This window comes from Streptococcus bouchesdurhonensis, from assembly GCF_948472335.1.
Genome location: NZ_CAOKTW010000001.1, coordinates 480,330 through 502,418, shown reverse-complemented (window position 1 = coordinate 502,418; position 22,089 = coordinate 480,330). Strand labels below are relative to the sequence as shown.

21 protein-coding genes are annotated in these 22,089 nt (G+C 40.9%); 20 read left to right on the top strand and 1 reads right to left on the bottom strand.

Going from position 1 to position 22,089, the window contains the following annotated elements:
* The first annotated feature begins 33 nt into the window (after window positions 1–33).
* Window positions 34–294, top strand: coding sequence for a hypothetical protein (locus QMQ21_RS19240; protein ID WP_314725702.1), 261 nt, complete (start codon window positions 34–36; stop codon window positions 292–294).
* A 233-nt stretch (window positions 295–527) separates the two neighbouring features.
* On the opposite strand, the gene QMQ21_RS02415 is transcribed toward QMQ21_RS19240, so the two are convergent.
* Complete coding sequence (locus tag QMQ21_RS02415; protein ID WP_261035271.1) at window positions 528–2,645, bottom strand: LTA synthase family protein; 2,118 nt, start codon at window positions 2,643–2,645, stop codon at window positions 528–530.
* Window positions 2,646–2,794: 149 nt separating this feature from the next.
* On the opposite strand from QMQ21_RS02415, the gene QMQ21_RS02410 reads away from it, so the two are divergent.
* From QMQ21_RS02410 to thrB, 19 genes are all read left to right on the top strand, one after another.
* Window positions 2,795–3,958, top strand: coding sequence for a class I SAM-dependent rRNA methyltransferase (locus QMQ21_RS02410; RefSeq protein ID WP_261221073.1), 1,164 nt, complete (start codon window positions 2,795–2,797; stop codon window positions 3,956–3,958).
* Window positions 3,955–4,632, top strand: coding sequence for a type I 3-dehydroquinate dehydratase (gene aroD, locus QMQ21_RS02405; RefSeq protein ID WP_261813836.1), 678 nt, complete (start codon window positions 3,955–3,957; stop codon window positions 4,630–4,632). Before QMQ21_RS02410 ends, aroD begins: the two co-directional genes overlap by 4 nt.
* Window positions 4,622–5,476, top strand: a complete 855-nt coding sequence (locus tag QMQ21_RS02400; RefSeq protein WP_261083718.1) for a shikimate dehydrogenase — start codon at window positions 4,622–4,624, stop codon at window positions 5,474–5,476. Before aroD ends, QMQ21_RS02400 begins: the two co-directional genes overlap by 11 nt.
* A gap of 18 nt (window positions 5,477–5,494) precedes the next feature.
* A complete protein-coding gene (gene aroB / locus QMQ21_RS02395; RefSeq protein ID WP_261813835.1) occupies window positions 5,495–6,562 on the top strand; it encodes a 3-dehydroquinate synthase in 1,068 nt (355 codons plus the stop codon).
* 9 nt (window positions 6,563–6,571) lie between these two features.
* Window positions 6,572–7,738: a chorismate synthase gene (gene aroC / locus QMQ21_RS02390; protein ID WP_261813834.1), complete on the top strand. Its 1,167-nt coding sequence runs from the start codon at window positions 6,572–6,574 to the stop codon at window positions 7,736–7,738.
* Window positions 7,739–7,747: 9 nt separating this feature from the next.
* The gene (locus QMQ21_RS02385; protein WP_261813833.1) at window positions 7,748–8,851 is read left to right on the top strand and encodes a prephenate dehydrogenase; all 1,104 of its coding nucleotides are present in this window, start codon (window positions 7,748–7,750) and stop codon (window positions 8,849–8,851) included.
* A gap of 10 nt (window positions 8,852–8,861) precedes the next feature.
* Window positions 8,862–9,200 carry a YlbF/YmcA family competence regulator gene (locus tag QMQ21_RS02380; protein ID WP_000065978.1) on the top strand — a complete coding sequence of 113 codons (339 nt, stop codon included), beginning with the start codon at window positions 8,862–8,864 and terminating at the stop codon, window positions 9,198–9,200.
* 91 nt (window positions 9,201–9,291) lie between these two features.
* Window positions 9,292–10,575, top strand: a complete 1,284-nt coding sequence (aroA, locus tag QMQ21_RS02375; protein WP_261813832.1) for a 3-phosphoshikimate 1-carboxyvinyltransferase — start codon at window positions 9,292–9,294, stop codon at window positions 10,573–10,575.
* Entirely contained in the window at window positions 10,568–11,044 is a 477-nt protein-coding gene (locus QMQ21_RS02370; protein ID WP_049542912.1) for a shikimate kinase, read from the top strand. Before aroA ends, QMQ21_RS02370 begins: the two co-directional genes overlap by 8 nt.
* Window positions 11,041–11,889: a prephenate dehydratase gene (gene pheA / locus QMQ21_RS02365; protein WP_261813831.1), complete on the top strand. Its 849-nt coding sequence runs from the start codon at window positions 11,041–11,043 to the stop codon at window positions 11,887–11,889. The genes QMQ21_RS02370 and pheA overlap by 4 nt, the downstream gene beginning before the upstream one ends.
* Window positions 11,886–13,196, top strand: a complete 1,311-nt coding sequence (locus tag QMQ21_RS02360) for an LCP family protein (protein WP_261813830.1) — start codon at window positions 11,886–11,888, stop codon at window positions 13,194–13,196. Before pheA ends, QMQ21_RS02360 begins: the two co-directional genes overlap by 4 nt.
* 125 nt (window positions 13,197–13,321) lie before the next feature.
* A complete protein-coding gene (locus tag QMQ21_RS02355) occupies window positions 13,322–14,167 on the top strand; it encodes a LicD family protein (RefSeq protein WP_141230763.1) in 846 nt (281 codons plus the stop codon).
* Window positions 14,157–15,260, top strand: coding sequence for a glycosyltransferase (locus QMQ21_RS02350; protein ID WP_247949482.1), 1,104 nt, complete (start codon window positions 14,157–14,159; stop codon window positions 15,258–15,260). Before QMQ21_RS02355 ends, QMQ21_RS02350 begins: the two co-directional genes overlap by 11 nt.
* A gap of 1 nt (window position 15,261) precedes the next feature.
* Window positions 15,262–16,248 carry a glycosyltransferase family 2 protein gene (locus QMQ21_RS02345; protein WP_247949483.1) on the top strand — a complete coding sequence of 329 codons (987 nt, stop codon included), beginning with the start codon at window positions 15,262–15,264 and terminating at the stop codon, window positions 16,246–16,248.
* Window positions 16,249–16,263: 15 nt separating this feature from the next.
* On the top strand, window positions 16,264–17,733 hold the full coding sequence (locus QMQ21_RS02340; RefSeq protein WP_049502170.1) for an O-antigen polysaccharide polymerase Wzy family protein: 1,470 nt from the start codon (window positions 16,264–16,266) through the stop codon (window positions 17,731–17,733).
* Window positions 17,726–18,760, top strand: coding sequence for a teichoic acid biosynthesis protein TarQ (gene tarQ, locus QMQ21_RS02335; protein WP_070527113.1), 1,035 nt, complete (start codon window positions 17,726–17,728; stop codon window positions 18,758–18,760). Before QMQ21_RS02340 ends, tarQ begins: the two co-directional genes overlap by 8 nt.
* Window positions 18,761–18,959: 199 nt before the next feature.
* A complete protein-coding gene (gene mecA / locus QMQ21_RS02330; protein ID WP_000782674.1) occupies window positions 18,960–19,697 on the top strand; it encodes an adaptor protein MecA in 738 nt (245 codons plus the stop codon).
* 151 nt (window positions 19,698–19,848) lie between these two features.
* The gene (locus tag QMQ21_RS02325; RefSeq protein WP_000216355.1) at window positions 19,849–21,135 is read left to right on the top strand and encodes a homoserine dehydrogenase; all 1,287 of its coding nucleotides are present in this window, start codon (window positions 19,849–19,851) and stop codon (window positions 21,133–21,135) included.
* Window position 21,136: 1 nt separating this feature from the next.
* Entirely contained in the window at window positions 21,137–22,006 is an 870-nt protein-coding gene (thrB, locus tag QMQ21_RS02320) for a homoserine kinase (RefSeq protein ID WP_020901495.1), read from the top strand.
* The last annotated feature ends 83 nt before the right edge of the window (window positions 22,007–22,089 follow it).

The window sequence follows — 22,089 nt, the reverse complement described above, 5'->3', positions numbered from 1 at the left end:
ACGCTTTTATAGTTTGTTAGAATGTAGTTGTAAATTATTAAGATTGGTAATCAAAAATATATAGGGAGGGATGTTTTGAATAAGAAATATAATATAGTTCTATTATTGTTGTTTATAGTTTATTTATTTGGATATTTTTCAATTTCAAAAACGTTAATTCCTATAATGTGTGTGATCCAAGTATTTTTGATAGAACATATATTTAGAGTTCGAAATAGGATTATGCAGATAGGTGAAATTATAATTATTGTTGCTTCTATAATATTATTTATTGATAGTATATTGAGTTTGTAGCAGAAGGCTTTTCTATAAAATCAAATTTTCCAGATATCTACTGAAGCTGATTTATCATCTCATCTTTCTTCTACTATCTACATCACTAAATTTGACAGACACATATTGCTGATACAACCTCTCTACCTATAATCTCAAAGTTAAACTGAGGCTAGTTTTTTAGTTTGTTCTTTGATTTTCGTTGAATTTTATTTTATAAAAAGAAATGCTCCTCCAAGACGGAAGAGCATCTTTTATTGTGATTTTGATTCGGTTTCTGCCGACTCTGGATGGAGTTCTTGGTAACTTGGAGCTTTGAAAAGGTCAGTACTGGTCTTACCTTGTCGTTGGCTAAAGAGACTGGTTGATTGACTACCTTTTTCCTGTTCAATCTTTTGAAGAATTGGCAAGGAATTGAGGTAAGAAATACTTTCTGTATCAACTTTTCCAAGATGATCTGCTTGGTAAAAACGTATTAAATCACCAGTTTGAATCTGGTCGCTGATTTTTAGCTGTTGGCTGGCTGCCTGCCGAACGATTTCTAGTTCAGTCTGAGCTTGTTCATCGAGATTGCTGATTTCAAGACCGCTCTCAGTATAGTAGGTTCGTCCGTCGTAGCTGGTATATTTGGGTGTGACGAAGGAATTAGCAGTCCGAAAGGCAACGATTTCTTGATGATCTGAAGACAGAAGGTCTTGGCCGACTTGAAGGAAGGAATTGGACTCAATACCAAGGAGGTGTTCGAGAGTCGGTAAGATATCGATTTGTCCACCGTAGGTATTGATGATTTGTCCCTTTTCATAGCCAGGCATGACCACCATAAAAGGCACTCGTTGCAACATGGCATTGTCGTAATTCGACCAGTTCTCAGAAGTCTTGCCAATTAAAGGAGCCAGGTCAGGATTGCGGGAGTTGGAAATACCATAATGGTCTCCGTAGATGACGAGGATGGATTTTTCATAGAGGCCACTTTCTTTGAGATAGTCAAAGAAGGCCTTGATAGCACTATCCAGATAGTTGGCTGTTTGGAAGTAGCCGTTGATCGTTTCATCTTTGGTTTTGGCCAAGGGGAAACCAAGCTCATCTCCAGTCAGATTGCTAGCATAGGGATAGTGATTGGACACCGTGATATACTTAGCATAAAAAGGCTGCTGTAAGTGCTCTAGATACTGGATAGAATCTTTCATCATGATTTTATCATTTAAACCATATTGGAAAGAATTACTACTGTCTTGCTTAGTAAAATAGGATGCATCAAAGAAGTATTGGTAGCCCCATTGTTTATAGGTCGTATTTCGATTCCAGAAGGTCCCGATATTACCGTGAAAGACGGCACTCGATTGATATCCGTTTTTTGATAGGATAAAAGGAGCAGCTTGCTGGGTATTGGTACCACCGTAGTTGACCATGAAAGAACCTTGGTCAAGTCCAAACAAACCGGTCTCCAGCATAGTTTCTGCATCTGAGGTCTTACCAGCCTTGACTTGGTTAAAGATATTCGAAAAGGCTAGGGTTGATTGCGAATGGTAGAGTGAATTTAGGAAGGGAGTGACTTCATGCTCAGTTCCATCTATGTTGAGTTTATAGTCAAGCAGGAACTGTTGGAAACTCTCCAAGTGGAGATAAATCACATTTTTTCCTTTGGCTAATCCAAAATAGTCTGGATTGGGCTTAGCAGAATGTTCTTGAATATAATCTGTTATAGGTTGAAGGTCGGTCTCAGAGGCCTTAGCACGTTCTTTGTTGGCGCTATAGGATTGGTTGGCACTATAGCCTAAAAATGCTGGCAAACTGAGGGCGCGAACAACATAATAATTGGAAAATCCTCGCGACAGGAGATCGGGACGCTCGATTTCAGCCAAGAAAAGGTTAGCTGAAAAGAGCAGGGCCGAGAGAGCAGTGATAGCAACACTGGAGCGGAATTTGAAAGGTCTCCTGTCCAGCTGGATGAGCTTCTTATAGAGAAGATAAGCCAGCAATGGGAAATCCATAAAATAGATGAAATCCCAAAAGCGCAGTAACTCTAGTTCCGCAGTACCAACAGACACCTTACTGACCACCTTCATGGTATTAGCCGTGATAAAGTCACTAAATTCTCGATAGTAAAAAATATTAGAATAGAGCCAAATGAACAAAAGGCTGTAAATAGCAATACTCAGACCATAAAAGACCTTGGTTGACCGAGCATAGAGGGCTAGAGCCAGCAGGAGGAGTCCCAAGGGAAGGGGATTGAAAAAGGCGATAAAGGCAAGGTAATTCCCTTGCAGCTTGCCCAATTGAATATCTAAATTAAAGTCAACGGTATAGGCTAGTAAGGTTTTGAGCCAATAGAGGATTAAAAGGGTTAGGACAAAACCCAGTCTGGTACCCATGGCTTTTTGGATTTTGTTAAAATTGATTCTCACACAATTACTTCCTAAGTTTTTATTAGTATTAGTATACCATTTTTTAAAACTAGAGTAAAAAAGCAAGGGTAGTTTCTTTTTTGAGAATTGTCACAAAATTTGCTATAATAGTGACTATGAATAGAATAAGAGTCAGCAAAAGGGTTGAAAAGAAGCTCGCTAAAGGGTTAGTTTTACTAGAAGCTAGCGACCTTGCAGATGTTCATCTCAAGGATCAGGAAGTAGAAGTCTATCGTCAAGAAGGAAACTTTCTTGGGACTGCCTACCTTTCCCAACAAAACAAGGGCTTGGGCTGGTTTGTGAGCACAGACAAGGTGACCTTCAATCAAGCTTTCTTTGAAACGCTGTTTAGACAAGCTAAAGAAAAGAGAAGTGCCTACTATCAAGATGAATTGACAACTGCCTTTCGTCTCTTCAACCAAGAGGGAGATGGCTTTGGCGGTCTGACAGTGGACCTTTATGGCGACTATGCTGTCTTTTCTTGGTATAACTCTTATGTTTATCAGATTCGTCAGACCATCTCAGAAGCCTTTAGACAGGTTTTTCCTGAGGTTTTAGGGACCTATGAGAAGATCCGTTTTAAGGGTTTGGACTATGAATCTGCCCATGTTTATGGCCAAGAAGCACCTGACTTTTTCACTGTTCTGGAAAATGGTGTTCTGTATCAAGTCTTTATGAATGATGGCTTGATGACAGGGATTTTCCTAGACCAGCATGAAGTTCGCGGTAGTTTAGTGGATGGCTTGGCTATGGGTAAATCCTTGCTCAATATGTTTTCCTACACAGCAGCCTTTTCAGTGGCTGCGGCCATGGGAGGAGCAAGCCAGACTACTTCGGTTGACCTAGCTAAACGTTCACGAGAATTGTCTCAAGCGCATTTTCAGGCAAATGGAATCAGTACAGACGACCATAGTTTTATAGTCATGGATGTTTTTGAGTATTTCAAGTATGCCAAACGAAAAGGCTTGACTTACGATGTGATTGTCCTAGATCCGGCTAGCTTTGCTCGGAACAAAAAACAAACGTTCTCCGTGGCTAAGGATTATCACAAGTTGATATCCCAGAGTCTTGAGATTTTAAATCCGGGCGGTATTATTATTGCCAGTACCAATGCTGCCAATGTATCCCGCCAGAAATTTACAGAACAAATTGATAAAGGCTTTGCAGGAAGAAGTTACCAGATTTTAAATAAATACGGTCTTCCAGCAGATTTCGCCTATAATAAAAAAGATGAAAGTAGTAATTACCTCAAGGTGATTAGTATGAAGGTTAGTAAATGAAATTAATTGTTTCAGTAATGCCAAGAAGTTTAGAGGAGGTCCAGGCTCTGGATGTCACGAGGTACCTAGATGCCGACATCATTGAATGGCGTGCCGACTATCTGCCTAAGGAAGCTATTTTGCAGGTGGCTCCAGCGATTTTTGAAAAATTCGCAGGCCGTGAGTTGGTTTTCACATTGCGAACTCGCGCTGAAGGGGGAGAAATCGACCTTTCTCCAGAAGAATATATCCATCTCATCAAGGAAGTGGCGCAACTCTATCAGCCAGATTATATTGATTTTGAGTACTATAGTTACAAGGATGTTTTTGAGGAAATGCTGGACTTCCCAAATCTCGTTTTGAGTTACCACAATTTCCAAGAAACACCTGAAAATATGATGGAAATCTTGTCAGAGTTGACGAGCCTAAATCCAAAACTTGTTAAGGTTGCAGTGATGGCTCACACGGAGCAGGATGTGCTAGACTTGATGAACTATACACGAGGCTTTAAAATCCTCAATCCTGAGCAGGAATATGTGACCATTTCTATGGGCAAGGTGGGCAAGGTCTCTCGTATCACTGCGGATGTGACGGGTTCTAGCTGGTCTTTTGCTAGTCTAGATGAGGCAAGTGCCCCAGGTCAGATTTCCTTAGCTAACATGAAAAAAATTCGGGAGATTTTGGATGAAGCTTGATGGCTATACACGTTTAGCTGCCGTTGTTGCCAATCCTATTAAACATTCGATTTCCCCCTTTATTCACAATAGTGCCTTTGAGGCGACAGCTACCAATGGTGCTTACGTGGCTTGGGAGATTGAAGCGGGTGACTTGGCAGAAACAGTGGCCAATATTCGTCGCTACCAGATGTTTGGAATTAACCTTTCTATGCCCTATAAGGAGCAAGTGATTTCTTATTTGGATGAGCTGAGCGATGAAGCGCGCTTGATTGGTGCGGTTAATACGGTTGTCAATGAGAATGGCAATTTAATTGGATATAATACAGATGGCAAGGGATTTTTTAAGAGCTTGCCTTCTTTTACAATTTCAGGTAAAAAGATGACCTTGCTGGGTGCAGGTGGTGCGGCCAAGTCCATTTTGGCACAGGCTATTTTGGACGGCGTCAGTCAGATTTCTGTCTTTGTTCGTTCAGTTTCTATTGAAAAAACAAGACCTTATCTAGACAAGTTACAAGAGCAGACAGGCTTTAAAGTGGACTTGTATGCTTTAGAAGATGTTCCCGAACTGCAAGCAAGGATTGCTGGGTCGGATTTACTGGTCAATGCGACAAGTGTAGGGATGGATGGTCAATCATCTCCAGTTCCTGAAAGCATTATTCTATCAGAAACTATTTTAGTAGCAGATATCATTTACCAACCCTTTGAAACACCATTTTTGAAATGGGCCAGAAGTCAGGGGAATCCAGCCGTCAATGGTCTGGGAATGTTGCTCTATCAAGCTGCAGAAGCTTTTCAACTGTGGACAGGAAAGGAAATGCCGACAGAAGAGATTTGGCAGTCCTTAACAGAAAAATACCAATAAAGAAAGGGAGATTCTCCTATGAAAATCAGAATCGATATTCCTCATCATCCTTATGATATTCAGATTGAAAAAGGTTGTCTGGCTCAGGCTGGTCAATGGTTGCGAGAACTCTGGCAACCACAAAAGGTAGTCATTGTGACAGATAACCATGTAGCTTCTCTTTATGCAGAGAAGGTCAAGCTCAGCATAGAAGATGCTGGTTTTCAGGTAGCAGTTTTTGACTTTTTAGAAGGCGAAGAAAGAAAGAATTTAACTACTGTCCAGAAAGTCTATGAATTTTTAGTCAAGCAAGGTCTGACTCGTAGTGATGGAATCGTGGCTCTCGGAGGTGGTGTCGTTGGGGATCTGGCAGGCTTTGTAGCCTCTACCTATATGCGGGGCATTCACTTTGTTCAGATTCCGACTAGTTTGACTGCCCAGGTGGATTCTTCAATCGGTGGAAAGACGGGCGTCAATACTCCATTTGCTAAGAATATGGTGGGTACCTTTGCCCAACCAGACGGGGTTCTGATTGATCCACTTGTTCTTGAAACTCTCGGAAAAAGAGAGTTGATTGAAGGGATGGGTGAAGTTATCAAATATGGCTTGATTGAGGATCCAGAACTGTGGAAAATTTTGACGGAGCTAGATGGTTCTGTAGAGAGCATTCTGGAACATGCAGAGACCTTGATTGAACATTCTTGTCAGGTCAAGCGCAAGATGGTAGTTGAGGATGAGCTGGACAATGGTGTACGCCTTTACCTCAATTTTGGCCACACTATTGGTCATGCTATTGAAGCGACTGCCGGTTATGGCAAGGTCATGCATGGAGAGGCTGTAGCCATGGGCATGGTTCAGATTTCCAAGGTAGCTGAGGAAAAAGGCCTCATGCCAGCTGGCATTACCCAGTCCATCACAGAAATGTGTCAGAAGTTTGGCTTGCCTGTTGATTATGAAAACTGGGATGTTGACAAGCTTTATCAGGCTTTGACTCATGATAAGAAGGCGCGTGGCAATACCTTGAAATTGGTCTTGGTGCCAGAGCTTGGTTCTGCAACCATCCACCCAGTTTCTCTGGAAGAGATGAAAGACTACTTGGTAAAATAAGGAGAGTGTATGAGATATTTAACTGCAGGAGAATCACATGGTCCCCGTCTGACGGCTATCATTGAAGGAATTCCAGCTGGACTTCCTTTGACAGCAGAGGACATCAATGAGGATTTGAAACGTCGTCAGGGTGGATACGGCCGCGGTGGTCGTATGAAGATTGAGAGCGACCAAGTTATCTTTACTTCGGGTGTTCGCCATGGGAAGACGACAGGGGCTCCCATTACCATGGATGTCATCAATAAGGATCACCAGAAATGGCTAGATATCATGTCTGCAGAAGACATTGAAGACCGACTTAAAAGCAAACGAAAAATCACCCATCCTCGTCCAGGTCATGCCGATTTAGTTGGGGGCATCAAGTACCGTTTTGATGATTTGCGAAATTCTTTAGAACGTTCATCAGCTCGTGAAACCACCATGCGGGTGGCAGTTGGGGCAGTAGCCAAACGCCTCTTGGCTGAGTTGGATATGGAAATTGCCAACCATGTCGTGGTCTTTGGTGGCAAGGAAATCGATGTTCCTGAAAATCTCACAGTCGCTGAGATTAAGGAACGAGCTGCCCAGTCCGAAGTTTCTATTGTCAACCAAGAACGGGAACAGGAAATCAAGGACTACATTGACCAAATCAAGCGTGATGGAGATACCATCGGTGGAGTTGTCGAGACAGTCGTCGGAGGTGTTCCAGTCGGTCTTGGTTCCTATGTCCAATGGGACAGAAAATTAGATGCCAGACTTGCCCAAGCAGTTGTCTCTATCAATGCCTTTAAAGGGGTGGAATTTGGTCTTGGCTTTGAAGCTGGTTATCGTAAAGGCAGCCAGGTCATGGATGAAATTCTCTGGTCTGAAGAAGACGGTTATACCCGCCGTACCAACAATCTAGGGGGCTTTGAAGGTGGTATGACCAATGGGCAACCGATCGTTGTTCGTGGAGTTATGAAACCCATTCCTACTCTCTACAAACCACTCATGAGTGTGGATATTGAAACCCATGAACCCTACAAGGCAACCGTTGAGAGAAGTGATCCGACCGCTCTTCCAGCAGCCGGTGTGGTCATGGAAGCTGTTGTGGCAACGGTTCTGGCACAAGAAATCCTTGAAAAATTCTCATCAGACAATCTAGAGGAATTAAAAGAAGCGGTAGCCAAACACCGAGACTATACAAAGAACTATTAAGGAGTTCCTATGGCAAAAACAGTCTATATCGCGGGCCTTGGATTGATTGGTGCCTCGATGGCACTTGGTATCAAACGCGATCATCCAGATTATGAAATTTTAGGTTATAATCGCAGTCAAGCTTCGAGAGATATCGCCTTGAAAGAAGGCATGATTGACCGTGCAACGGATGATTTTGCTAGTTTTGCTCCTCTTGCGGATATCATTATTCTTAGCTTGCCAATCAAACAAACCATTGCTTTCATTAAGGAATTGGCCAACTTGGACTTGAAAGAAGGCGTGATTATCTCAGATGCTGGTTCGACCAAGTCAGCCATTGTGGATGCAGCGGAGCAGTATTTGACTGGCAAATCTGTTCGCTTTGTCGGGGCCCATCCCATGGCTGGTAGTCACAAGACAGGGGCTGCTTCTGCGGATGTCAATCTTTTTGAAAATGCCTATTATATCTTTACACCTTCAAACCTGACAAGTCAGGACACGCTTGAGGAAATGAAGGATCTGCTTTCAGGTCTTCATGCTCGTTTTATCGAGATTGATGCCAAGGAGCATGATCGTGTCACTTCTCAGATTAGCCATTTTCCTCATATTCTGGCTTCTAGTCTCATGGAACAGACCGCGGTCTATGCTCAAGAACATGAGATGGCAAGGCGTTTTGCGGCAGGTGGTTTTCGAGATATGACTCGGATTGCAGAAAGCGAGCCAGGTATGTGGACGTCCATTCTCTTGTCCAATCGTGAGACTATTCTAGACCGAATTGCGGATTTCAAGGAGCGCTTAGACGAGGTTGGACAAGCCATCAGCAAGGGAGATGAAGAGCAAATCTGGAATTTTTTCAACCAAGCGCGTGAGCAACGGCAGGCCATGGAAATCCATAAACGTGGTGGTGTGGACAGTTCTTACGACCTCTATGTTGACGTTCCCGATGAAGAAGATGTCATCTTGAGGATTTTGGAACTGCTACGTGGAACTTCCTTGGTTAACATCCACATCAACGAGGAAAACCGTGAGGATATTCACGGGATTCTACAAATTTCATTTAAAAATGCTCAAGACTTAGAACGAGCCGAGCACCTCATAACAGAAAACACCGATTATACAGTCGTTATCAAATAAGGAGAAAATCATGTCAAATATTTACGATAGTGCAAATGAACTCAGTCGCGGTCTACGCGAATTACCAGAATACAAGGCTGTCAAAGCAGCTAAAGATGCTATTTCAGCAGATGCTGAGGCAAGCAAAATTTTTACAGAATATGTTGCCTTCCAAGAGGAAATTCAAAAACTAGCACAGACAGGTCAAATGCCAGACGCATCCTTCCAAGCGAAAATGGAAGGCTTTGGCAAGCAGATTCAAGGGAATAGCCTCTTATCAGAATTCTTTACCAAGCAACAACAATTGGCAATTTACCTTTCTGACATTGAAAAAATTGTTTTCGAACCAGTTTCAGAATTGCTAAAATAAGAAAATAACTATCATAAAGTCAGGAATTTTTAAGGAATTTCTGGCTTTTTATGATAAAATAGGTAAAAGTATTGCAAGTATGAGGTCCAGTATGAAACTAAAAACAAACATTCTCCACTTACACGGCAGTATCCGAGTTCCAGGTGACAAGTCTATCAGTCACCGTTCTATTATCTTTGGAAGTTTGGCTGAGGGTGAGACCAAGGTTTATGATATTCTGCGAGGTGAAGACGTTCTTTCGACCATGCAGGTTTTTCGTGACCTTGGTGTTGAAATTGAGGACAAAGATGGGGTTATTACCATTCAAGGTGTAGGCATGGATGGCTTAAAAGCGCCGCAAAATGCCCTTGATATGGGAAATTCTGGCACCTCGATTCGTCTGATTTCAGGTGTCCTTGCTGGTGCAGATTTTGAAGTAGAGATGTTCGGAGACGACAGTCTTTCCAAACGTCCTATGGATCGTGTGACTATTCCACTGAAAAAAATGGGTGTCAGTATTTCAGGGCAAACTGAGCGAGACCTGCCTCCCCTTCATTTAAAAGGGACGAAAAACCTAAGACCTATTCATTATGAGTTGCCAATTGCCTCTGCCCAGGTTAAGTCAGCCTTGATGTTTGCGGCCTTGCAGGCACAGGGGGAGTCTGTTATTATCGAAAAAGAGTGCACTCGTAATCATACGGAAGATATGTTACAACAATTTGGTGGTCATTTAAGTGTGGAGGGCAAGAAAATCACAGTTCAAGGACCACAAAAATTGTCAGGACAAAAGGTGGTTGTTCCAGGAGATATTTCCAGTGCAGCCTTTTGGTTGGTCGCAGGTTTGATTGTTCCAAACTCTCGTGTGGTGCTTAAGAATGTGGGCATCAACGAAACGCGTACTGGTATTATTGATGTCATTCGTGCCATGGGTGGAAAACTAGAAATAACTGAAATTGCTCCAGTCGCTAAATCTGCTACCTTGACTGTTGAGTCTTCTGATTTGAAAGGAACAGAGATTGGTGGCGCTTTGATTCCACGCTTGATTGATGAATTGCCAGTTATCGCTCTACTTGCGACCCAAGCCCAAGGTGTAACAGTTATTAAGGATGCTGAGGAACTCAAGGTCAAGGAAACAGATCGCATTCAGGTTGTGGCAGACGCTTTAAATAGCATGGGTGCGCATATCACACCTACAGCTGATGGAATGATTATCAAAGGAAAATCAGCACTTCACGGTGCTAGAGTCAATACTTTTGGAGACCATCGTATCGGCATGATGACAGCTATCGCGGCCCTCTTGGTTGCTGATGGAGTAGTGGAGCTTGATCGTGCAGAAGCCATCAATACCAGCTATCCTAGCTTCTTTGATGATTTGGAGAACTTGATTCATGGCTAAGGTATTACTCGGATTTATGGGGGCTGGCAAATCGACTATTGCAAGAGGTTTGAACCCAGACTACATCGATATGGATGCCTTAATCGAGGAATGTTTGGGCATGTCCATTGCTGATTTTTTCGCTGAAAAGGGAGAAGCGGCCTTTCGTCAGGTAGAATCAGAAGTCCTAGCTGATTTACTACAAAGAGACCAAGTTGTGTCAACTGGTGGAGGAGTGGTCGTTTCTCAGCGAAATCGTGACTTACTAAAGACAAATTCTGATAATATCTACCTGAAAGCTGATTTTGAAACCCTCTACCAACGAATATCAACTGATAAGGACAATCAGCGTCCGCTTTTTCTAAATAATAGCAAGGAAGAATTAGCAGCTATTTTCCAAGAAAGACAGGCTTGGTATGAGGAAGTGGCTAGTCGGATTTTGGATGTGACCGAGCTAAGCCCAGATGAAATTATAGAGGAACTGAGATGAAAATTGCTTATCTAGGTCCCAAGGGATCATTTTCACACCACGTTGTGCAGACAGCTTTTCCTCATGAGGAATTGCAGGCCTTTGCTAATATTACAGATGTCATCAAGGCCTATGAGCAAGGTTTGGTGGACTATTCTGTGGTGCCAGTTGAAAATTCTATCGAGGGTAGTGTTCATGAAACCTTGGACTACCTTTTTCATCAGGCTCGCATTCAAGCAGTTGCAGAAATCGTTCAGCCTATTCATCAGCAGTTGATGGTGGTTCCAGGCCATACTAAGATTGAAAAGATTTTTTCTCATCCACAGGCTTTGGCTCAAGGAAAGAAATTCATCGATGAACAATATCCAGAGGCCCAAATCGAGGTGACTGCTAGTACAGCCTATGCGGCCCGCTTTATTTCCGAACATCCAGACCAGCCTTATGCAGCCATTGCACCAAGAAGTTCTGCAGAAGAATATGGCTTGGAACTGATTGCTGAGGATATTGAGGAAATGGAAGCTAATTTCACACGTTTCTGGGTTTTGGGAGCTGAAGGTGCAGCCATTCCCTTGCAAGCACAAACTGAGAAAATGAGTTTGGCCTTGACCTTACCGGACAACCTTCCCGGTGCCCTCTACAAGGCTCTTTCGACCTTTGCTTGGAGAGGAATTGACCTGACAAAAATTGAAAGTCGGCCACTCAAGACAGCACTGGGAGAATACTTTTTCATTATTGATGTGAACTATGCTGATGAGGACTTGGTCCACTTTGCCCAAAAAGAATTAGAAGCGATTGGAATCCAGTATAAAGTACTGGGCGCCTATCCTATTTATCCAATATCAGACCATGGAAAGGAGAGAAGATGAGCAAAGAAAATCCTTTAAGCCATCACGAGCAGTTGCGTTATGACTATCTTTTTAAGAACATTCATTACCTCAATGAGCGAGAGAAAAAAGAGTTTGCTTACCTGCAAGGTAAGTTAAATATGGCTAGTGGTAGTGAAGTTTCTCCAGAAATTCATAATGGAAATCATGATATGGAAGGGTCTTTCATGGAACCAATCAATCAGTCTCCTCTTCCATCCTATGGTAACCGAAGTCGTGCAAAAAAATACCAGAAAAGCCATTCTCTTCCAAAGGTTAAGTCCAAGAAACGTAAGATTCGTTGGGGGCGTATTTTTGCAGGATTGCTTGCTCTTCTAGCCTGTGTCGGTTTTGGTATGATTTTTATGTTCCTAAAAGGTTATTCAAATGCGGATCCAACCAAACCTGCCAATGCTAAGGCAGCTCAAGTAGAAGTTTTTCATGGTCAAGATACCAAGGATGGGGTCAATATTTTGATTATGGGAACGGATGGACGGATTGGCCAAAATAGTGCTGAGACGAGAACGGACTCGATTATGGTTCTAAACGTTGGTGGCTCAGATAAAAAAATCAAACTGGCCAGCTTTATGCGTGACAATTTGGTTTATATAGACGGATACAGTCAAGTCATTAATGGTAGAAAGCAGTCCGATAATAAGTTGAATGTGGCCTATGAGTTAGGGGAACAAGAGGGGCAAAAAGGGGCAGAAATGGTTCGAAAAGTCCTAAAAGACAATTTTGACTTGGACATTAAGTACTACGCTTTGGTAGACTTCCAGGCCTTCGCAACTGCTATTGACACCCTATTTCCTGACGGTGTAACGATTGATGCCAAATTCTCAACCTTAGAAGGTCAACCTTTAACCGAAGCTACAGTCGGAGATGATTTACATGCTACGGAAACAGAGTCACCAACCCAGACTATTAAAGTTGGGAAACAGCAGATGAACGGTTCAACCTTGCTCAATTATGCACGTTTCCGTGATGATGATGAAGGTGATTACGGTCGTACCAAGAGACAACAGCAAGTGCTGACAGCTGTTCTGCAGCAACTCAAGGATCCAACCAAACTCTTTACTGGATCAGAAGCACTTGGTAAGGTCTTTGGGATGACCTCTACGAATGTTCCGTATAGTTTCCTACTGACCAATGGTTTATCCTTCCTAGATGGAGCGCAAAATGGCATTGAAAGATTAACAGTTCCAGAACTAGGTGATTGGGTCGATGCCTATGATGTCTATGGAGGACAGGCACTCTTAGTAGACCAAAATAAATATCAAACCAAGCTCGCTCAAATGGGAATGAGATAAGATAAGACAGAAAAATCAAAGTTTGAAGGCTATGTATCCAGCAGTCAAGCTTTGATTTTTTACAGTCTGCAATAGATTTTCATCCCTTATTTATGGTATAATGGAACGATACGATAGAAAGAATAATGAACAATATGACTGATTTAAAAGCAATTCAGGCTCGAAGTCTGGAGATGGCTGAATATTTTGTGGCTTTTTGCAAGGAACATGATTTGCTTTGTTATCTCTGTGGAGGAGGTGCTATTGGCGCCCTTCGAAACAAGGGGTTTATTCCTTGGGACGACGACCTAGACTTTTTTATGCCCCGTAAGGACTATGAAAAATTAGCAGAATTATGGCCTCGTTATGCAGATGAGCGTTATTTCTTGTCAAAGAGTAATAAGGATTTTGTCGACCGCAATCTTTTTATTACCATTCGTGACAAGGAAACTACCTGTATCAAACCTTATCAGCAGGATTTGGATTTGCCACATGGTCTGGCCTTGGATGTTTTACCTTTGGATTATTATCCTAAAAATCCAGCTGAGCGGAAAAAGCAGGTTCACTGGGCCTTGATTTATTCTCTTTTTTGTGCGCAAACTATTCCAGAAAAACATGGCGCACTTATGAAGTGGGGAAGTCGCATTTTACTCGGTTTGACGCCGAAATCTCTTCGTTATCGCATTTGGAAAAAAGCTGAAAAAGAAATGACCAAGTACAGTCTAGCTGAGAGCGATGGAATCACGGAATTATGCTCGGGTCCTGGTTACATGAGAAATAAGTACCTAATCGAATCTTTTGAAGATAATCTCTTCTTGCCATTTGAAGAGACAGAGATGCCTATTCCAGTCGGCTATGATGCTTATCTCAGCACTGCTTTTGGGGATTATATGACACCTCCACCAGCAGACAAGCAAGTACCACATCATGATGCTGTCATCGCTGATATGGATAAGTCTTATACAGAATACAAGGGAGAATATGGTGGCTAAGAAAAAAATATTATTTTTTATGTGGTCTTTTTCTCTCGGGGGTGGAGCAGAGAAGATTCTATCTACCATTGTTTCAAATCTAGATCCAGAAAAGTATGATATTGATATTCTTGAAATGGAACATTTTGATAAGGGATACGAATCTGTTCCCAAGCATGTATGCATTTTAAAATCCCTTCAGGATTATCGCCAAGCCAGATGGATTCGAGCTCTTTTGTGGAGAATGAGAATTTATTTTCCAAGATTGACTCGTCGCTTGCTTGTAAGAGATGACTATGATGTTGAAGTTTCTTTTACTATTATGAATCCTCCACTTTTGTTCTCTAAAAGAAAAGAAGTCAAGAAAATCTCCTGGATTCATGGAAGTATCGAAGAATTTATTAAGGATAGCTCCAAAAGAGAATCACATAGACGCCAGTTGGATGCTGCGAATACCATTGTAGGAATTTCGAATAAAACCAGCAATTCTATCAAGGAAGTCTATCCAGACTATGCTTCGAAATTACGGACAGTTTACAATGGATATGATTTTCAGAGCATTCTAGAAAAATCTCAAGAGAAGATCGATATCGAGATTGCGCCTCAAAGTATCTGTACTATCGGACGGATTGAGGAAAATAAGGGTTCTGACCGTGTGGTAGAAGTGATACGATTATTACACCAAGAGGGAAAAAACTATCATCTCTACTTCATAGGGGCTGGGGATATGGAAGAGGAACTGAAAAAACGAGTTAAAGAATATGAGCTTGAAGACTATGTACATTTCCTTGGTTATCAAAAAAATCCTTATCAGTATTTATCTCAGACGAAAGTTCTCTTGTCTATGTCTAAACAAGAAGGGTTTCCTGGAGTGTATGTGGAAGCCTTGAGTCTGGGACTTCCTTTTGTCTCAACTGACGTCGGAGGGGCTGAGGAATTATCCCAAGAAGGACGATTTGGACAAATCATTGAGAGCAATCAAGAGGCGGCTCAGGCAATTACGAACTATATGACTTCTGCCTCAAACTTCGATGTCAATGAGGCTAGTCAATTCATTCAACAATTTACAATTGTCAAACAAATCGAACAAGTAGAAAAACTATTAGAGGAGTAGCATGGAAACTGCATTAATTAGTGTGATTGTGCCAGTATATAATGTGGCACAATACCTAGAAAAATCGATAGCTTCCATTCAGGAGCAGACCTATCAAAATCTGGAAATCATTCTTGTTGATGATGGAGCAACAGATGAAAGTGGTCGCTTGTGTGATTCAATCGCTGAACAAGATGATAGGGTGTCAGTGCTTCATAAAAAGAATGAAGGCTTGTCACAAGCGCGAAACGATGGAATGAAGCAGGCTCATGGGGATTATCTGATTTTTATTGACTCAGATGATTATATCCATCCAGAAATGATTCAGAGTTTATATGAGCAATTAATTCAAGAAGATGCGGATGTTTCGAGCTGTGGTGTCATGAATGTCTATGCAAATGATGAAAGTCCACAGTCAGCCAATCAGGATGACTATTTTGTCTGTGATTCTCAAACATTTCTAAAGGAATACCTCATAGGTGAAAAAATACCTGGAACGATCTGCAATAAGCTAATTAAGAAAGAAATTGCAATTGCCCTATCCTTTCCTAAAGGATTGATTTACGAAGATGCCTATTATCATTTTGATTTAATCAAGTTGGCTAAGCAGTACGTGGTTAATACCAAACCCTATTATTACTATTTCCATAGAGGGGATAGCATTACGACCAAACCGTATGCAGAGAAGGATTTAGCCTATATTGATATCTACCAAAAGTTTTACAATGAAGTTGTGAAAAACTATTCTGACTTGAAAGAGGTTGCTTTTTTCAGATTGGCCTATGCTCACTTCTTCATTATGGATAAGATGTTACTAGATGATCAGTATAAAAAATTTGAAGCCTATTCTCAGATTCATCGATTTTTAAAAGGCCATGCCTTTGCTATTGCTAGGAATCCAATTTTCCGTAAGGGGAGAAGAATTAGTGCTTTGGCTCTATTCATAAATATTTCCTTATACCGATTCTTATTACTAAAAAATATTGAAAAATCTAAAAAATTACATTAGAACGGGGGTGAGCAAGTGATTGATGGAAAACGATTATTATTTAGTTTGACCATAGTCAGCTATGCCTTGACGCTAGTAAGTGGAATTGTGTATCTGTTTAATAATAATAATGTTAGCTTGCTTTCTACTTTATTGTTCTTACTGGTTAGTAGCTTAATTGCCTGCTGGAATGATATCAAGTATTACTTAATCCATTTTATTTTCTATTTAACTATTTTTGTATTTCTGGTATCAAGACCGACCATTGATTATTTTAGGGATGGCGCTCTGGATACCTATCATCCGATAGCCTATCGCTTTGCCTTTATAGTCGTCATGGTTTCGATTCTGGGCTTGACCACAGGAGGCGTACTGGCTCGTTACTTCATAGCTAGGAAGAACATAAAAGTACCAAAGATAGGAAATTCTATAAAAGAGATTTATATCAAGCGGTTACGCTTTGTATCACTAGGAGTTTTTCTTCTAACCTATCCTTTCTATTTTATTCGCTTATTTGAACGGCTCCTGTATCGTCTGCAGACTTCCTACTATGCCTACTATGCAAATTTTGAAAGTAAACTTCCTTATTTTACCTACATTTTGTCTACCTTTACGGTCTATGCAATGTGTATGTATCTGGCAACCAAGCCAAAGAAATTGCAGGCGACAGCAGTGTTGGTATCCTTCATTGTAGCCAATACCATTCATTTGGCAATCGGGACACGAAATCCCTTTATTTTAAGTATTTTATTTGCTTTTGTTTATTACTTTATGCGGGAGCAAACTGAAAAGGGAAAATGGATTGGGTTTAAAGAAAAGTTAGCGATTTTTGTCGGTTCTCCTATTCTTATGTTAGCGATGGGAGTGCTCAATTATGTACGGGATAATGTCCAGGTTTCCCATACAGGTTTCTGGGATATCTTACTTGACTTTATCTATAAACAAGGGACTAGTTTTGGTGTTCTGGCTCGAGGTTTTCTATTTAACAGTAGCCTTCCTTACCGAGATTTACGCAATTTTACTTTTGGTCCTGTCATTGATTATTTTGCAAGAGGAAGTTTGGGGGCTATTTTCGGAGGAAAAGCCTTTGAACATACAACCAATAGTGTGGAGCTAGCTATTGATAGTAATAGTTATGCCCACAATCTATCCTATCTTGTTTTGAACAAGGAATACTTGAAAGGACATGGTATCGGAAGTAGTTATATCATGGAGTTGTATACAGACTATGGTATGATAGGAGTCTTTCTACTTAGTCTCTTACTCGGTATGCTATTTATAGCCATGTTGCAAGTAGCCTATCGCTCTAGAACAATCCTATTTGCCTTGTCCCTACTCATCTTGAATAATCTATTCTTTATGCCAAGAAGTAGCTTTTCAGAAAGTTTCTTCAATCTATTTACAATGCAATTCTGGGGAATTGTTCTTGTGATTATATTTGTAGCAAAAATGCTTACAAAAGAGAACCAGTATCTACTAAACAAAGGAGAAAAAAATCATGTTTGAACATTATTCAGTAGCTGATTTGTTTGCAAATCTTTACAAAAAACGAAAAGCAAATATTCTAGCTCTCATCGCTTTATTTGCTCTCATTGCTGTACCATTTACAATTAAAGCAGTTAAGAATAAAAATACTGTCAAAGACACAACAAGTTATTCAACTTATATCAGCTATAAAATCACTCCTCCAGAAGATTCAGCCAAAACGATTTTGAATCATCAAATTGGTGGCTATAGTGATTTCTACGGGAAATTGATTGATGGGAATTTGAATGGAGCTTATCTTTTCAATGATGTAGAGTCTAGTGAGTTGAAAAAAATTGCTAGTGAATTAGATACGACAGAAACAACCTTGAAAAATTCTACGAATGATTATTGGTGGAAAAAATTAACTGTCTACTATATGATTGACGATGCAGGGGTTGGTGTGAAAATTTTGACACCAAGTAAAGATGCTAATGACTTGTTGGAGCGAAAAATTGATGGATTGATTGAGAAATTTAAACACACTTATGCAAATGTAAAAATTGAAAAATTGGAAACCATCAACTCTAAAGAATTGAATGCAAACGGTGAGACAGCGCTTGGATTGAATGTGAAGAACTTGATTCTCCGTTTAGCTGTTATTGGAGTAGTTTGTGTGATTTTGGTTGTGATGGGAAATGTATTGGTTTATCTCTTTAATCCAACCATCAATAGAGCAGGTGATTTTTCTCAGTATCAAATTGATTTTGTAACAGAGATTACAACAATTGCCAACCTAGCAGATATCCTATCATACAAAAATGCTGGACAAGAATTAACAATCGTTAGCTCAAACAAAGCTATCCTAGATAAATTGAAACAAAATCAAGAGGCCTTAAAAGGAATGCATTTTGTGGATTTACAAGATGTACCATCTCTTTTGGAAAGAGATACAGTCCTTCTTGTTGAAGAGTATGGAGTGACTCGTTATAAGAAATTTGAACAAAGTCTTCAAATTCTTAGAAACTTAAATCGTTCTATCCTCGGTGTAGCAACCTTTAAATTATAAGCATTCTGATGTATCAGGTCTTCAAAGTTGGCTAAGAGTCGATTTTGAAGGCTTTTTCTATTTGTCATCAGAAATTTTCTTTTAGAGTCTGCTACAGAAAGACCCTGGGGAAAATCTAGCTTGATAGAGGAGCCTTCTTTTGATAAAATCGTAAAAATCTAGTATAATAGATAGAACTGAAAGTATGAGGTTACTAGCAATGAAAATGAAACAAATTAGTGATACTACTTTAAAAATCACGATGTCTTTAGAAGATTTGATGGATCGAGGAATGGAGATTGCTGACTTTCTTGTTCCTCAAGAAAAAACAGAAGAGTTCTTTTATGCTATCTTGGATGAGTTAGAGATGCCTGATAGCTTTCTAGATACAGGCATGTTGAGCTTCCGTGTAACTCCAAAACCTGATAAGGTAGATGTCTTTGTGACCAAGTCAAAGATTGACCAAAATCTAGATTTTGAAGATTTATCAGATTTACCAGACATGGAAGAATTGGCTCAAATGTCGCCAGATGAGTTTATTAAAACTTTAGAAAAAAGCATCGCGGACAAAACCAAAGATGATATCGAAGCCATTCAATCTCTAGAGCAAGTTGAAGCCAAGGAAGAAGAGGAAGAGCAGGCTGAACAAGAAGCTGAAAGCAAGAAAGAGCCTTACATCTACTACATCCTTTCTTTTGCTAAGTTGGCTGATTTGGTGGCTTTTGCCAAGACAGTGACTTTTGAGATGGAAACTTCTGAACTTTACAAGATGAATGAGCGCTATTATTTGACCATTTTAGTGGATATTGAAAATCATCCAAGTCCATATCCAGCTTGGCTTTTGGCCCGTATGCGCGAGTTTGCGGATGATAGTGACATCAGTCGTTCAGTCTTGCAAGAGTATGGTCAAGTCTTGATGAATCACGATGCAGTACTTAATCTGCAAAAGATTGGATAATCCTTTCTGGAAAGCTATTTCTAGATTTTGAGAAGAGCGAATCGTCTGATTCGTTTTTTCTTTTCTAGATTGAAATAGTGATTTACTATAATAGGAATTTTCACAAAATTCTGTTATAATGGCTATATTAGAAAATTTCGAGGAGACAAACATGACAGTTAAAATTGCTTTACTAGGATTTGGTACCGTTGCAAGTGGTGTGCCTTTCCTCCTAAAGGAAAATGGAGAAAAAATCAATCAATCAGCACATTCAGAGATTGAAGTTGCTAAGGTGTTGGTCAAGGATGAAGATGAGAAAAATCGCTTGCTTACAGCAGGGAATGACTTTAACTTTGTAACCAATGTGGATGACATTTTGTCAGATCAAGACATTACGATTGTAGTGGAATTGATGGGGCGTATCGAACCTGCTAAGACCTTTATCACTCGTGCCTTGGAAGCTGGAAAACACGTTGTTACTGCTAACAAGGACCTTTTGGCTGTCCATGGTGCAGAATTGTTAGAAATCGCTAAAGCTAACAAGGTAGCACTTTACTATGAAGCAGCAGTAGCTGGTGGGATTCCAATTCTTCGTACTTTGGCAAATTCCTTGGCTTCTGATAAAATTACGCGTGTGCTTGGAGTAGTCAACGGAACGTCCAACTTCATGATGACCAAGATGGTGGAAGAAGGCTGGTCTTACGATGATGCTCTTGCGGAAGCACAAAGACTAGGATTTGCAGAAAGTGACCCGACAAATGACGTAGATGGGATTGATGCAGCCTACAAGATGGTGATTTTGAGCCAATTTGCTTTTGGCATGAAGGTTGCCTTTGACGATGTGGCCCACAAGGGAATTCGTAACATCACACCTGAAGATGTAGCTGTAGCTCAAGAGCTTGGTTATGTAGTGAAATTGGTTGGTTCAATCGAGGAAACTCCTTCAGGTATTGCTGCAGAAGTAACTCCAACCTTCCTTCCTAAAGCGCATCCACTTGCCAGTGTGAATGGGGTAATGAACGCTGTTTTTGTAGAATCTATCGGTATTGGTGAGTCTATGTACTACGGACCAGGTGCAGGCCAAAAACCAACTGCAACAAGTGTTGTGGCAGACATTGTCCGTATCGTTCGTCGCTTGAATGATGGTACCATTGGCAAAGACTTCAACGAATATAGCCGTGACTTGGTCTTGGCAAATCCAGAGGATGTCAAAGCAAATTACTACTTCTCAATCTTGGCACCAGACTCAAAAGGTCAGGTCTTGAAGTTGGCTGAAATCTTCAATGCCCAAGAAATTTCCTTTAAGCAAATTCTCCAAGATGGAAAAGATGGTGACAAGGCGCGTGTCGTTATCATCACACACAAGATTAATAAAGCCCAGCTTGAAAATGTTTCAGCTGAATTGAAGAAGGTTTCAGAATTTGACCTCTTGAATACCTTCAAGGTGCTAGGAGAATAAGATGAAGATTATTGTACCTGCAACCAGTGCCAATATCGGGCCAGGTTTTGACTCGGTCGGTGTAGCTGTAACCAAGTATCTTCAAATAGAGGTCTGTGAAGAACGAGATGAGTGGCTGATTGAACACCAGATTGGCAAATGGATTCCACATGACGAGCGCAATCTCTTGCTCAAAATCGCTTTGCAAATTGTACCAGACCTGCAACCAAAACGTTTGAAAATGACCAGTGATGTTCCCTTGGCGCGTGGTTTGGGTTCTTCTAGCTCGGTTATCGTTGCTGGGATTGAACTAGCCAATCAATTGGGGCAACTCAACTTGTCAGACCATGAAAAATTGCAGTTAGCGACTAAGATTGAAGGCCATCCTGACAATGTGGCTCCAGCCATTTATGGTAATCTCGTTATTGCAAGCTCTGTTGATGGACAAGTTTCAGCTATTGTAGCAGACTTCCCAGAGTGTGATTTCCTAGCCTACATTCCAAACTATGAATTGCGTACTAGAGACAGCCGTGGTGTCTTGCCTAAGAAATTGTCTTACAAGGAAGCTGTTGCGGCTAGTTCTATCGCCAATGTGGCGGTTGCAGCCTTGTTGGCAGGAGACATGGTGACCGCTGGGCAAGCAATCGAGGGCGACCTCTTCCACGAGCGCTATCGTCAGGACTTGGTGAGAGAATTTGCGACGATTAAGCAAGTAGCCAAAGAAAATGGTGCCTATGCAACCTACCTTTCTGGTGCTGGGCCGACAGTTATGGTTTTGGCTTCTCACGACAAGATGCCAGCGATTAAGGCAGAATTGGAAAAGCAACCCTTCAAAGGAAAACTTCATGACTTGAAAGTTGATACCCAAGGTGTCCGTGTCGAAGCAAAATAAAGAATAGAAGATAGGATGGGGAAACTCTTGACCAGAGGGCTTCCTATCCTTTTTTTGAAAAGAATTCGAGTTAAAAACTTGAT

What these genes read in the sequence shown, in the direction of transcription:
- QMQ21_RS02410 (WP_261221073.1), top strand. Translation starts at nt 2,795, where the DNA reads ATGAATAGAATAAGAGTCAGCAAAAGGGTTGAAAAGAAGCTCGCTAAA.
- QMQ21_RS02380 (WP_000065978.1), top strand. Translation starts at nt 8,862, where the DNA reads ATGTCAAATATTTACGATAGTGCAAATGAACTCAGTCGCGGTCTACGC.
- QMQ21_RS02355 (WP_141230763.1), top strand. Translation starts at nt 13,322, where the DNA reads ATGAACAATATGACTGATTTAAAAGCAATTCAGGCTCGAAGTCTGGAG.
- aroC (WP_261813834.1), top strand. Translation starts at nt 6,572, where the DNA reads ATGAGATATTTAACTGCAGGAGAATCACATGGTCCCCGTCTGACGGCT.
- QMQ21_RS02385 (WP_261813833.1), top strand. Translation starts at nt 7,748, where the DNA reads ATGGCAAAAACAGTCTATATCGCGGGCCTTGGATTGATTGGTGCCTCG.
- mecA (WP_000782674.1), top strand. Translation starts at nt 18,960, where the DNA reads ATGAAAATGAAACAAATTAGTGATACTACTTTAAAAATCACGATGTCT.
- QMQ21_RS02400 (WP_261083718.1), top strand. Translation starts at nt 4,622, where the DNA reads ATGAAGCTTGATGGCTATACACGTTTAGCTGCCGTTGTTGCCAATCCT.
- QMQ21_RS02345 (WP_247949483.1), top strand. Translation starts at nt 15,262, where the DNA reads ATGGAAACTGCATTAATTAGTGTGATTGTGCCAGTATATAATGTGGCA.
- tarQ (WP_070527113.1), top strand. Translation starts at nt 17,726, where the DNA reads ATGTTTGAACATTATTCAGTAGCTGATTTGTTTGCAAATCTTTACAAA.
- QMQ21_RS02370 (WP_049542912.1), top strand. Translation starts at nt 10,568, where the DNA reads ATGGCTAAGGTATTACTCGGATTTATGGGGGCTGGCAAATCGACTATT.
- QMQ21_RS02415 (WP_261035271.1), bottom strand. Translation starts at nt 2,645, where the DNA reads ATGGGTACCAGACTGGGTTTTGTCCTAACCCTTTTAATCCTCTATTGG.
- aroD (WP_261813836.1), top strand. Translation starts at nt 3,955, where the DNA reads ATGAAATTAATTGTTTCAGTAATGCCAAGAAGTTTAGAGGAGGTCCAG.
- QMQ21_RS02360 (WP_261813830.1), top strand. Translation starts at nt 11,886, where the DNA reads ATGAGCAAAGAAAATCCTTTAAGCCATCACGAGCAGTTGCGTTATGAC.
- aroB (WP_261813835.1), top strand. Translation starts at nt 5,495, where the DNA reads ATGAAAATCAGAATCGATATTCCTCATCATCCTTATGATATTCAGATT.
- aroA (WP_261813832.1), top strand. Translation starts at nt 9,292, where the DNA reads ATGAAACTAAAAACAAACATTCTCCACTTACACGGCAGTATCCGAGTT.
- pheA (WP_261813831.1), top strand. Translation starts at nt 11,041, where the DNA reads ATGAAAATTGCTTATCTAGGTCCCAAGGGATCATTTTCACACCACGTT.
- thrB (WP_020901495.1), top strand. Translation starts at nt 21,137, where the DNA reads ATGAAGATTATTGTACCTGCAACCAGTGCCAATATCGGGCCAGGTTTT.
- QMQ21_RS02325 (WP_000216355.1), top strand. Translation starts at nt 19,849, where the DNA reads ATGACAGTTAAAATTGCTTTACTAGGATTTGGTACCGTTGCAAGTGGT.
- QMQ21_RS02350 (WP_247949482.1), top strand. Translation starts at nt 14,157, where the DNA reads ATGGTGGCTAAGAAAAAAATATTATTTTTTATGTGGTCTTTTTCTCTC.